This is a genomic window from Streptomyces sp. XM83C (assembly GCF_023072675.1).
In the GTDB taxonomy this organism is placed as follows: domain Bacteria; phylum Actinomycetota; class Actinomycetes; order Streptomycetales; family Streptomycetaceae; genus Streptomyces; species Streptomyces thermocoprophilus.
Genome location: NZ_JALLGL010000031.1, coordinates 1 through 12,524 on the forward strand (window position 1 = coordinate 1; position 12,524 = coordinate 12,524).

At 74.0% G+C, this 12,524-nt stretch carries 8 protein-coding genes and 1 pseudogene; 4 read left to right on the forward strand and 5 right to left on the reverse strand.

The window, feature by feature from the left end:
• Positions 1-78: 78 nt before the first annotated feature.
• Positions 79-912, reverse strand: coding sequence for a PaaX family transcriptional regulator (locus MTQ10_RS06195; RefSeq protein WP_247463077.1), 834 nt, complete (start codon positions 910-912; stop codon positions 79-81).
• 37 nt (positions 913-949) lie between these two features.
• The gene (locus tag MTQ10_RS06200; RefSeq protein WP_247463079.1) at positions 950-2,533 is read right to left on the reverse strand and encodes an AMP-binding protein; all 1,584 of its coding nucleotides are present in this window, start codon (positions 2,531-2,533) and stop codon (positions 950-952) included.
• A 191-nt stretch (positions 2,534-2,724) separates the two neighbouring features.
• Here MTQ10_RS06200 and MTQ10_RS06205 point away from each other — a divergent pair.
• The 4 genes and pseudogenes from MTQ10_RS06205 to MTQ10_RS06220 form a co-directional block, all read left to right on the forward strand.
• Positions 2,725-3,837: pseudogene (locus tag MTQ10_RS06205) on the forward strand (acyl-CoA dehydrogenase family protein); the annotation flags it as partial.
• 221 nt (positions 3,838-4,058) lie between these two features.
• Positions 4,059-4,457, forward strand: a complete 399-nt coding sequence (locus MTQ10_RS06210) for a RidA family protein (RefSeq protein WP_247463081.1) — start codon at positions 4,059-4,061, stop codon at positions 4,455-4,457.
• A 220-nt stretch (positions 4,458-4,677) separates the two neighbouring features.
• A complete protein-coding gene (locus MTQ10_RS06215) occupies positions 4,678-5,142 on the forward strand; it encodes a DUF6299 family protein (protein ID WP_247463082.1) in 465 nt (154 codons plus the stop codon).
• Between the two features lie 179 nt (positions 5,143-5,321).
• Entirely contained in the window at positions 5,322-6,989 is a 1,668-nt protein-coding gene (locus MTQ10_RS06220) for an N-6 DNA methylase (protein ID WP_247463084.1), read from the forward strand.
• Between the two features lie 289 nt (positions 6,990-7,278).
• Here MTQ10_RS06220 and MTQ10_RS06225 read toward each other — a convergent pair whose 3' ends face one another.
• Genes MTQ10_RS06225 through MTQ10_RS06235 form a run of 3 tightly spaced genes read right to left on the reverse strand, consistent with a single transcriptional unit; the run spans position 7,279 to position 12,515 of the window.
• Entirely contained in the window at positions 7,279-9,417 is a 2,139-nt protein-coding gene (locus tag MTQ10_RS06225; protein WP_247463086.1) for a UvrD-helicase domain-containing protein, read from the reverse strand.
• Positions 9,418-9,447: 30 nt separating this feature from the next.
• Positions 9,448-10,692: an McrC family protein gene (locus MTQ10_RS06230; RefSeq protein WP_247463088.1), complete on the reverse strand. Its 1,245-nt coding sequence runs from the start codon at positions 10,690-10,692 to the stop codon at positions 9,448-9,450.
• Positions 10,693-10,700: 8 nt separating this feature from the next.
• Complete coding sequence (locus MTQ10_RS06235; protein WP_247463089.1) at positions 10,701-12,515, reverse strand: AAA family ATPase; 1,815 nt, start codon at positions 12,513-12,515, stop codon at positions 10,701-10,703.
• Between the last annotated feature and the right edge of the window lie 9 nt (positions 12,516-12,524).

The following is a 12,524-nucleotide window of genomic DNA, read 5'->3' on the forward strand; positions in this document are numbered from 1 at the left end:
CCCCCGCGGCGCCCGCCCTCGCGGTGCCCGCCCCCGCGGCGGGCCGTACCGCAGGGGACCTCCGTGCCCGCGCCGCCGTCACGGAGCGCCCGCCGGCCGCGTCACCCCCGCGAACTCGGCGCCCGCCGCGCACAGCCGCTCGTGCAGCGCGCGGAACACGGCGGCGGAACGCACCCCCGGCCAGCCGTCGGGCAGCAGCCGCGCCGGGAGCCCCGGGTCGGTGTAGGGCAGGTGGCGCCAGGAGTCCAGCGCGAGCAGATAGTCCCGATAGGCCTCCTCCGGCGGCGTGTCCTCCCGCCGCTCCCACGCCTGGAGCACGGGCGCGTGCCGGTCGAGGAACGCCTCGTGCTCCTTGGCGATGGCAGCCAGGTCCCACCAGCGGGCGACAGCCTCCACGGTGGCCGCGAACCCGAGGTGCTCCCCGCGGAAGAAGTCCACGTACGCCTCCAGGCCCAGCCGCTTCAGGGTGTGCCGGGTCTCCTCGTACACCCGCGCCGGCGCGATCCACACGCCCGGCGACGCCGTGCCGAACCCGAGCCCCGCCAGCCGGGAGCGCAGCACATGCCGTTTCTGCCGCTCCGACTCGGGCACCGAGAACACCGCCAGCACCCACGCCTCGTCCTCGGGCGGCGCGGCGGCGTAGATGCGCCGGTCGCCGTCGTCCAGCAACTGCCGTGCCTCGGCGGACAGTTCGTAACCGGCCGCGCCCCGCTCGGTGCGCGCGGGCACCAGCAGACCGCGCCGTTTCAGCCGGGACACCGACGAGCGGACGGAGGGCGCGTCGACACCGACGGCGGCCAGCAGCCGGATCAGTTCGGCGACCGGGACGGGACCGGGCACGAAGCGGCCGTAGGCGCCGTAGAGCGTGACGATCAAAGACCGAGGGGCATGCTGGTCGGACACGTTGATCATCTTAGGTCGTGTCCATCGCCGCTGGTCATGTTCGGGTTCAGTCGGACGCGCGGAGCCGGAACCGCTGGAGCTTGCCGGTGGCGGTGCGCGGCAGCGCGTCCAGGAAGACGAACTCGCGGGGGCATTTGTACGGCGCCAGCTCGGACTTGAGGAACGCGCGCAGCGCCTCGGAGTCCCGCGCGGCGCCCTCCTTCAGCACGGTGTAGGCGACGACGATCTGACCCCGGTCCTCGTCGGGCCGCCCCACCACGGCCGCCTCCAGCACGTCCGGGTGGCGCAGCAGCGCGTCCTCCACCTCGGGCCCCGCGATGTTGTACCCGGCCGAGATGATCATGTCGTCGGCGCGGGCGACGTACCGGAAGTAGCCGTCGGGTTCGCGGACGTAGGTGTCGCCGGTGATGTTCCAGCCGCCGCGCACGTACTCCCGCTGCCTCGGGTCGGCGAGATAGCGGCAGCCGACCGGCCCGCGCACCGCGAGCAGCCCCGGCTCCCCGTCGGGCACCTCCCGCCCGTCGGCGCCGACGATCCGCGCCTGCCAGCCCGGCACGGGCAGCCCGGTCGTGCCGGGGCGGATCGCCTCGTCGGCGGCGGAGATGAAGATGTGCAGCAGTTCGGTCGCGCCGATGCCATTGATGATCGGCACACCGGTCCGCTCCCGCCACGCGTGCCAGGTCGCGGCGGGCAGGTTCTCGCCCGCGGACACGCACCGCCGCAGCGACGACACGTCGTGCCCGTCCAGCTCGCCGAGCATCGCCCGGTACGCGGTCGGCGCGGTGAACAGCACCGACACCCGGTGTTCGGAGACCGCCGCGAGCAGCTGCCGCGGATGGGCCTCCTCCAGCAGCAGCGCCGACGCGCCCGCCCGCAGCGGGAACACGACGAGCCCGCCCAGCCCGAAGGTGAACCCGAGCGGCGGCGACCCCGCGAACAGATCACCGGCGTCCGGTTTCAGCACGTGCCGGGAGAAGGTGTCGGCGATCGCCAGCAGATCCCGGTGCAGATGCATGCACCCCTTGGGCCGGCCGGTCGTGCCGGAGGTGAACGCGATCAGCGCCACGTCGTCGGCGGCCGTGTCCACGGCCCGGTACGGCGTCTCCGGCGCCGGTCGCCGCAGCAGATCGTCCGGCGAGTCGTCGCCGTACGTCACGATCCGCAGCCCCGGCACGTCGGCCTTCACCAGGTCGTCCACCGCCCGCGCGTCGCACAGGGCGTGCCCCACGCGGGCGATCTCGCACATCGTGGCCAGCTCGTGCGGACGCTGCTGCGCCAGCACCGTCACCGCGACCGCGCCCGCCTTCAGCACCGCCAGCCAGCAGGCCGCCAGCCACGGCGTGGTCGGCCCGCGCAGCAGCACCCGGTTGCCCGGTACGACACCCAGCTCCCCGGTGAGGACGTGCGCGAGCCGGTCGACGCGGGCGCGCAGCTCGCCGTACGACCACACCGTGCCGTCGGCCGTACGGAACGCGGGGCGGTCGTCCGGGGTCCCGGCCAGCAGCTCGGCGGCGGCGTTGAGCCGCTCGGGGTAGCGCAGCTCCGGCAGGTCGAAGACCAGCTCGGGCCACTCGTCCGGAGGGGGCAGGTGGTCGCGCGCGAAGGTGTCGACGTGGGCCGAGACGTTCATGGCGGTTCGCCCCCTTGCCGGGTGGGCCGTGCCTGCTGGGCTCGACGGGGTCGTGGCGCGGCACGGGCGGACGCGCCCGGTGGGGTGTCCCTCGCACCGCACAGCGAGCGTATCGCCTTGGTGACGGCAGTCAATACAGCGCGATATCGTCGGGGGAGCGGCCGTGGGGTCGCGGGGAGAGAGGACCGGCGATGCCCGCATTCTCACTCGAACCGGCACAGACCGCCTGGTGCGCCGAGCTGCGCGCCCTGGCCGCCGACCGGCTGCGCCCGCTCGCCGAGAAGGGCGACCCCGGCCGGATCAACCGGCCCCTCGTCGCCGAACTGGGCCGCCTCGGCCTGCTCGCCCGCCTCTTCACGTCCGGCGCGCTCGACCTGTGCCTGATGCGGGAGTCCCTCGCCCATGGCTGCACCGAGGCCGAGACCGCCCTCGCCCTCCAGGGCCTCGGCGCCCACCCCGTCCACGCCCACGGCACCCCCGCCCAGCGCGAGCGCTGGCTGCCCGCCGTCACCGACGGCACGGCGGTTCCCGCCTTCGCCCTCACCGAACCCGACGCGGGCTCCGACGCGGCGGCACTGCGCCTGCGGGCCGAGCCCGACGGTCCCGGCCGCTGGCGGCTCACCGGCGACAAGTGCTGGATCTCCAACGCCCCCGAGGCCGACTTCTGCACCGTCTTCGCCCGCACCACCCCCGACGCGGGCGCCCGCGGCGTCACCGCCTTCCTCGTCCCCGCCGACCGCCCCGGCCTCACCGGCGAACCCCTCCGCATGCTCTCCCCGCACCCCATCGGCACCCTCCGCTTCGACGCCGTCCCGGTCACCGCCGACGACGTGCTCGGCGAGGTGGACCGCGGCTTCCGCGTCGCCATGGGCACCCTCAACCTGTTCCGCCCCAGCGTCGGCGCCTTCGCCGTCGGCATGGCCCAGGCCGCCCTCGACGCCACCGTCGCCCACACCGCCCGCCGCCACGCCTTCGGCGGCACCCTGAGCGACCTCCAGGCCGTCTCCCACCAGGTCGCCGAGATGGCGCTGCGCACGGAGGCGGCCCGCCTCACGGTGTACGCGGCGGCGACCGCGTACGACACGGGCGCCCCCGATGTCCCGGCCCGCGCCGCGATGGCGAAACTCCTAGCCACCGAGACCGCCCAGTACGTCGTCGACACGGCCGTCCAACTCCACGGCGCCCGCGCCCTCCAGGAGGGCCACCTCCTGGAACACCTCTACCGGGAGGTGCGGGCACCACGGGTGTACGAGGGGGCGAGCGAGGTGCAGCGGGGGATCATCGCGAAGGAGCTGTACAAGGGCCTGCACGACCGGCAGCCCACCGACCCGCAAGCCGGGCGGCTCACCGGCCCGCAAGCCGGGCGGCTCACCGGCCCGCGCGCCGGGCGGGACACCGCCCCGCACGCAGGGGAGAACGCCGACCCGCGCGCAGCAGAGCAGGCCGACCCGCACGCGGGGGGAGACACGCACGCAGGAGGACACGCCGCCCCGCACCGCGTACCGTCCGCCCATCAGGAGGCCGAGTGACCGCCCGCCGGATCAACCCGCCCCACCTGTCCCCGCCGGCCGGCTTCTCGCACGCCGTCGTCGCCTCCGGCACCCGCGTCGTCTTCCTCGCCGGACAGACCGCGCTCGACGCCGACGGCAAGATCGTCGGCGCCACCCTGCCCGAGCAGTTCGAGCGGGCACTCACCAACCTGCTGGCCGCGCTCACGGCCTCCGGCGCCACCCCGGCCGACCTGGCCCGCGTCACGGTCTACGCGACGGACGTCGCCGACTACCGCGCCCACGCCCGCGAACTGGGCCGCATCTGGCGGGAGAAGGCCGGCCGCGACTACCCGGCGATGGCGGTCGTCGGCGTCGTACGCCTGTGGGACGAGCAGGCGCTGGTGGAGCTGGACGGGTTCGCGGTGCTGCCGTAGGGAGGGACCGGGGGCCTGCCCGGGGACCGATCGGAGCGTCACGACCACCGAAACCCGCGCGCGCCGCCCTCCCCGGCCCCCGCACCGCACGTTTCGCTCCCATCACCCGCACCACCCGGATCCCACCCCGCCCGGACTCGCCACCGAAGGGGTGACGGTCACACGCCGGGGCCCGCACCCCCGGTACCAGTGGAAACCCCCACTTCACCTGGAGGTTTCCATGAACGCATCCGTACGCCGAACCCTCGGCGCCACCCTCGGTGCCGCCGCCGGTGCCGCCCTGCTGCTCACCGGCGCCGCACCGGCGAGCGCCGTGCCGCAGCGGGTCGCCGACTCCTTCGAGTACGTCACGGTCGACCCCACGGGCAGGATCGCCGCCGACGGCACGGTCACCCTCTCCGGCACGTACCGCTGCCTCGGCAGCAGCGGTCCCGTCGTCGTCAGCTCCTCCGCCGGCCGGGTGTCGGAGACGATGACCGTGCGGTACGGCATCGGCGGCACGCAGGCCGTGTGCGACGGGGCCGAGCACCGCTGGGAGAACACCGGCCGGCCCTCGCCGGGCTCCCTCCAGCCGGGCACCGTGCGGGTCCAGGCGACGCTCACGGAGCTGCGCGCGCAGGGCGGGCTGCCGCTGCCGTACTTCCACGCGGCGCAGGAGCGGGACGTGACGCTCGTCCAGGGCTGAGACCGGGGCCGTCCCGCTCTCCGGGACGGCCCGGCCACCACGGGACGGACCGTGACACGGGAGCCGCACCCGGCCCGGAAGCAGTTGGGTGTACGTGAAGGAAGGTGGCAATAGTCTGTGTACGTTGTCAATAGATGTCACCCTGGAGTGAGAATCCCGCGCCCGTGTACGCTGGCCCCATGACGGACACTGCCGCCCCCTCGGCCGAGCCCCTGGTCACCGGTGCCGAGATCGCTCGGCTGGCCGGAGTCACCCGAGCCGCCGTCTCCAACTGGCGTCGGCGGTACGACGATTTCCCCGCGCCGGCGGGCGGCGCCGCCAACAGCCCGCTGTACAGCCTGGCCGAGGTGCAGGCGTGGCTGGCCAGGCAGCGCAAGGGGCAGGAGGTGTCCCCGGAGGTCGAGCTGTGGCAGGCCCTGCGTGCCGTGTACGGGGAGCAGATGGTGGCGGGGCTCGCGGACCTCGCCGGGGTGCTGGCGGGCGACGAGGGCGCGACGGTGTCCGACGACATCGCGGAGCGGCTGAAGACGGTCACGCGGACCGCCTCGCCCGCCGAGGTCGTCCGCGCGCTGACCGAGCGGCTCCTCGACTCCGCCCGGCGCGCCGGCTCGGACCAGGTGACGCCGGAGCGTGTGGTGCGCGCCGTGCGCCACTTCGCGCCCCGCCTGCGGCCGGGGGCGACCGTGCTGGACCCCGCGTGCGGTATCGGCGTGCTGCTGCTCACGGTGGCCTCCGGCACCGGCATCAGGTGCCACGGGCAGGAACTGGACGCCGACAGTGCCCGTTTCACCCGGCTCCGCGCCGGCCTGCTGGGCGGCACGGACGCGCACATCGCGACCGGCGACTCGTTGCGGGCGGACGCCTGGCCGGACCTCAAGGCGGACCTGGTGGTGTGCGACCCGCCGGCCGGGGTGACCGACTGGGGGCGTGAGGAGCTGCTGCTCGACGCCCGCTGGGATCTGGGCACCCCGTCGAAGGCGGAGGGCGAGCTTGCCTGGCTCCAGCACGCGTACGCCCACACCGCCCCCGGCGGTGAGGTGATCATGGTGATGCCGGCGTCGGTCGCCTACCGCAAGGCGGGCCGCCGGATCCGCGCCGAACTGGTCCGGCGGGGCATCCTCCGTCAGGTCGTCGCGCTCCCGCCGGGCACGGCGACCTCGCACGCGCTGCCGGTGCACCTGTGGTGCCTGCGCCGCCCGGAGACCGCCGGCGGCACGGACACCGGCCACGCCGTCCGCATGATCGACCTGACCGACAACAGCCCCGACGACCGTCTCGATCCGCGCCCCGAGCAGACGGCGGAGGTGCCGCTGATCGAACTCCTCGACGACGTCGTCGATCTGACCCCGGGCAGTCATCTCAAGCCCCGCAACCGTGACTTCCCCGCCGAGTACGCCACGCTGCGGACGGCGCTGGAGCAGGAGGTCCGCCGGCTCGTCGCCCTGCTGCCCGCGCTCGTGCCGGGGGAGGGGCCGGGCTCCCTGGACGGCGCGACGACCGGCGTCGCCGATCTGGCCCGCGCCGGGCTCGTCGAGTACGAGGGGCAGGAGCCGGTGTCGGTCAGCGATCAGCTCGACACGGACTTCCTGCGCGGCTTCCTGCGCAGCCCCGCCAACACGCGCCGTTCGACCACGTCGAGCGGCGGCTACCGCTTCGACGGCAAGGGCGCCCGTATCCCCCGGATGCGCATCGAGGAACAGCGCCGTTACGGCGGTGCTTTCCGCGCCCTGTCGGCGTTCGAGGACAGCATGCGCAGGATCGACGAGCTGAGCCGAAAGCTCGCCGAGTGCGCCCGCGACGGCCTCACCACGGGCGCCCTCGCCCCTGACCGGCGCGACGGTGAGTGATCCGCCCTGGCCTCAGTCGCCCTCACTACGGGCGCCGTCGCCCCCCGGCCGGCGCGACGGTGAGTGATCCGCCCTCGCCTCAGCTCGCCCTCACCATGGGCGACGCCCTCGCCCCCGGCCGGCGCGACGGTGAGTGATCCGCCCTCGGCCTCAGCTCGCCCTCAGTCCGCCCGACCGGCCCAGCCCGCCGTAGCCGGCCCTCACCACACCCGCCGACTCCACCTCAGCGCACCGCACCGCGGCCCCCCTCGCCCCCGGTCTGCCGGCCCCGCGCCAACCGATCAGCCCCTCACCCCACTTCCGGCAGGAACGGGCTCGGCGCCCCGCTCCACGTCACGCTGAGGCTCTCCCGGGCCCGCGTGCAGGCGACGAACAGCAGGCAGCGTTCCCTCAGCAGGTCCGCCTCGTGCTGGAGCGGGTCCGCCTCCCGCGGGGTGATCTCACGCGCGAACGGCACGGCGCCCTCGGCGACGCCGAGCACGGACACCGCGCGGAACTCCAGGCCCTTCATGGCGTGCATGGTGGCGAGCCGCACCCCCTCCACGCCCTGCGCGCCCTGCCCCTTGACCCTCACGACGGGGATCCCGGCGGCCCTCAGTTTCGACTCGGCGGCGTCCAGCGACAGGTTGAACCGGGCGCACACGCCGATCTCCTGCGGGGCGAGCCCCTCGGCGAGCCACTCCTTGACCCGCTCCACGAGCGCCTCGGTCTCCTCGTGCCGCGACCCGTACCCCTGTACCCGCGGCCGGCCCCCGTGCAGCAGGGAGCGGTACCCGGCGAGTGTGTCCGCGCCCTCACCGTCCAGCGCCTCCACGGTGACCGGCGTGAGCAGCGCGGCCGACCAGGCGAGGATCTCCTCCGTGGAGCGGTAGTTGACCCGCAGCCGGAAACTGCGCCCCGCCGTGGGGATGCCGAGCGAGCCGAGCGACACCCGTGAGTCGTAGATCCGCTGGTGCGGGTCGCCGGTGACGAACAGGTCGTCGGGGCCGGGCGCGACGGCGGCCCGCAGGACCCGCCACTGCGCCGGGTGCAGATCCTGCGCCTCGTCGACGACGACATGGTCGTACGGCGCGGTCCCGGCGGCGAGCAGGTCGGCGGCGCGGGCGCAGATCCGCAGGTGGGTGGTCTCGCCGCGGTCGCGCAGCAGCTCCTCGAACCGCTCCACGCCCCGCCACACCTCCCGCCGCCGAGAGGGCCCGAGCCCGGTGCCCCGCCCGCGCCGGTTCGCGGCGAGGTAGGCGTCCAGGTCCCGCAGGTCCTGACCGAGCACCACGTGCCGGTACTCCTGGGCGAGGAACTGCGCGGTGAACGGCAGGCCCAGCCGGCGGATCACCTTCTCCCACAGCTGCCGCTGCTCGCGGTCGCCGAGCGGCTTGGCCGCGCCTTGCGGTGTCGCGGCGCGCACGACACTGTTGGCGAAGGCGTCGACCGTCGTCACATCGACCCGTGACAGCTGCTTGTCGTCGTCGTCGAGGAGGAGCCCCAGCATGTCCCGCAGGCCCGCGGCGAGCGCGTTGGTGTACGTGGTGAGCAGGACGCGGCTGTCGTCGGAGCGGCCCAGCAGATGCTTGACGCGGTGCAGGGCGGCCACGGTCTTGCCGGTGCCGGGCCCGCCGGTGACCTGCACCGGTCCGCCGTAGGAGGTGCGGTAGGCGACCCGCCGCTGTGACGGGTGCAGAAAGATCCGCCAGGCCGCGAAGGGTTTCGCGAGGATCTCCTCCAGTTCCCGCGGCCCGGTGACCAGCCGGATGCGGGCGGAGGTGTTGGCGATGACGGTGGCCAGGTCCTCGACGGGTTCGGCGGGCGCGTCGGCGGGCCGGCGCACGGCCACCACGTCCCGGTACACCTCCTCGGGGCTGAACCCTTCGGCGAGGTACTGGAGCACCTCGAGCTGATCCTCCGGCAGCAGCGTCGCGAACGCCTCCAGTTGGGCCTTGTCCACCATGGACCGGGCGGCCCGCAGAACCTGGTCGTCGATGCCGAGTTCGCGCAGCGTGCCGTCGGACACCCCGTCGAACAGCAGCTCGGGCGCGGAGCGCGCGGCCGTCTCGTACAGCGGTGTCAGTTCGTCGAGCGCGACGGCGTTGCGGACCTCCAGGGCCCGTGTGGCGGTGTTGGCGCTGTAGAGCCGTTTCGCCGCCCAGGTGTAGGCGTCGTCGTGCGGCAGCACGTTGACGAGGAGGAAGGTGTCGGAGCCGTCGTCGGGGGCGAGGACGACGCCCCGCCAGAAGTCGGTGACGCGGATGGTGCGCATGCGCGGGTCGCGGGCGTTCTCCACGGACTCCAGGTGCAGGCCCTTGTCCGCGTTGAGTTCGGCGACGCTCAGCGCCTGGAACTTCGCCATGGCTTTGCGCACCCCTGTTCTGACCTGTTTGTCGAGGGTGTCGTAGCCGTCCCAGAAGCTCTGGGCGAAGGCGAGGCGGGGCATGACGTCGTTTCCTTTCCGCCGGACGGGCATTCATGATCGTGGCTCGGTGGCGCCCTCGGCCAGCCGTGCGGCGATGCGCCGTACGGAGGCGAGGAGGTCTGCCGGTTCACGGGTGAGGTCGAGGCTGTGCTGGACGAGCCGCAGCCCGCGGCCGTCCGCGCCGGCCGTGCCGCGCACCTCGTGGCGGCGTTCGGGCTGCCGCCCGGCCGCGTACACGAGGTGCGCCTCGCGCAGCCCGAGCACGGTCGCGTACGCGAGGGCCTGGTACAGGTCGGCGTTGTGCGGCCCGTCGGCCCGCTCCACCTTGTACTTGGCGTCGACGACGGCGACGGGGAGCCGCCCGTCCGGGCCGCGCACCACGAGGTCGGGCCGCAGCCGCACCAGCCGCGCCGTGTCGAGATGGTGGGGGTCCTGGAGGCGTGCGGTCAGCCCGTGCTCGCGCAGCGCCTCCCGCAGCGCCCCCGTCACGAAGTCCTCGAACAGCCGGTTCATGTCGAACAGGAAGCCGTCCACGGTGAGCGGTTCGGCGCCGGGCGGCCGGTGTTCGGGGGAGCTGCCCCGCAGCACGGCCTCGGCGAGCCGCAGCGCGGGCACACAGCGGGCGTTGAGCCGTGACGGCTGCCAGCGCGGCAGTTGCTGCCCCCGCACCAGCGGGCTCGCGTCGGCCAGCCGTACCCGCTGGTGCGCGAGCCGCCGCCGTACGTCGCCCGGCAGGCCCGGCAGCCGCAGCAGCCGCTCGACGGCGGCCCGCAGGATGCGGTTCTCGGCGGTGTCGGCGGTGTACGCGTCGTAGGCGATCTCGACGGGCGGGGTGCGCCCGAAGTGCCGCCGGATCTGCTCGGCCTCCCGGATCCGCCCCCGCACGACCAGCGCCGCCTCCTCCACCTCCCGGTAGCCCTGGAGGACGCCCTGGCGCAGCGCCCGTTCGATCTGCCGTTCCACGGCGTGCGCGAGCGCCGGTACGACATCGTCGTACGCCCCCGTGTCGATGGTGCCGTCCCGGCTGTCCCGCCAGGCGCGGGCCGGGTCGAGGCTGAACCCGAGCAGGAAGAACAGCCGGGTGATGGGCGTCTTGGGCCGGATCCGTACGACGGTGCCGCCGGGGGCGCGCACGGCGCCGACCTTGCTGCCGGCCCGCAGCAGCCAGTGCCCGGCCCGCCCGGGGTCGGGGGTGACGCTGTGCAGGATGCGCAGCCCGGCCAGTGCCCGCCCCTCCTCGGCGCTCAACGGCACGGACTCGGCGGGCCCGTGCTCCCGCAGCCGCACCTCGCTCATCGGCGCGGTCACCCGAGGTCGGCGCGCAGCGCGTCCAGCCCGTAGCGGGCGGCGATGTCGAGGCCTTCGCCGTAGTGGTGTTCCTCCAGCAGCGGCAGGATCTTCGCCCGCCACACCCGTTCCAGTCCGCCGTCCCGGTGGGCGTCGGGTTTCATCAGGTACGACGGGCCGATCGCGAAGTCCGGGTCGTCGATGCGGGAGTTGAGCGCGTCGAGCAGCCGGGCGGCCTCGGGGTCCTTGCCCTCCCGCTCCAGCCAGCGCGCGAGCAGTCCGGCGGTCGGCTCGGTGCGCGGCGACAGCTCCACGAAGGAGAACCGGCGCCGCATCGCCGAGTCCACGAGGGCGATGGACCGGTCGGCGGTGTTCATCGTGCCGATGACGAACAGGTTTCTCGGCAGCGCGAAATCGTCCCCGGAGTAGGTGAGCCGTACCGTCCGCTCCCGGTACTCCAGCAGGAAGTACAGCTCGCCGAAGACCTTCGCCAGGTTGGCCCGGTTGATCTCGTCGATGATCAGGAAGTACGGGACGTGCTGATTGCCCTCCCGTGACGCCAGGTCGGCCAGCTCCCGCAGCGGGCCCGCGGTCAGCCGGAAGGCGACCTCGCGGGTCTCCGGGTCCTCCACGGGCCGGAAGCCCTCGAAGAAGTCCTCGTACGCGTACGAGGGATGGAACTGCACGATCTTGACCTGTTCCGGCCCGCCGCCGAAGTACTCGGCCAGCTTCATCGCGAGATACGTCTTGCCGGTGCCGGGCGGCCCGTACAGCACGATCTGCCGGTCCTCGACGAGGTGGTGCCGCACCTCCTCCAGCCAGCCCTTGTCGTGGACGAGCAGCTCCTCGGCGAGCGCGTCCGTGACGGGCGGCAGCACCAGCTCCCGCGGCTCCACCCGTTCCACCGAGGACACGTCACCGCCGGCGGGGGCCTGCTGCCCCTGCTGCTCGGCGAGCTGGTCCAGCGCGTCCAGCACTCCGGTCAGGTCCACCACGTCGTGCTGCACGGACAGTTTCTGCTGCACGCCCTCCGGCAGCTCCTCGTAGGGGTGGCCCTTCGGCAGCCACCGCACGGAACGCCGCAGGTTGGACAGCCCGCCCGGCGAGGCGGTCTGCACCGCGTCCCCCGTGATCCGCCCGAGGTACAGCGTCCCGTCCCCTATCGTCGCGACGGTGTCGCCGATGCGCATCTGCGTGAGGAACGCGTGCAGCTCGTCGACGAGTCCGCGTTTCTGGTTGTACGACGCCGCCCCCTCGTACCCCTCCTGAACGAACCGGCGCAGGGTGCTCTTGGTCGGGTCGTCCTCCTCCAGCCGCGGCAGATGCGTCGCGGCGAGCGAGACGATCCCTTCGGTCAGCCACAGCTGACGCACCAGGTTGTGCCCGGAGACGTTGGAGCCGCGCACCAGCCACGCCTTGCGCGGCGCACGCCACCCGGTGGACAGATAGTCGCCGAGGGGGTGGCCGTCGTCGGTGCGCCAGGACTCCGGCCCGGACGCGCCGTAGCCGTAGACGAGCGCGGCGGCGGCGGAGGAGGAGTTGCACTCGATGTCCCGTGCGGCGATCCACCGGCGGGGCGCGTCCGGCCGGTCGGGATCGGGTACGGCGTCCACCAGCCCCCCGTTCGCCCGCAGTTCCTCCCGGAAGCGCCGGGCGTGGTCGCCGAGCCCCGGCCACGCCTCGGCGGCGACCGCGGAGCCCTGCCGCAGCAGGAACTTGTGCGTGCCGTTGTAGCCGAACTCGGTCAGCAGGAAACCGTGCGCCTCGGCGCCGTCCTTGGGCAGCTTGATGACGAATTCGGGCGTGCCGGGCAGAACTTCGGGCCGATCCATGGACCACCC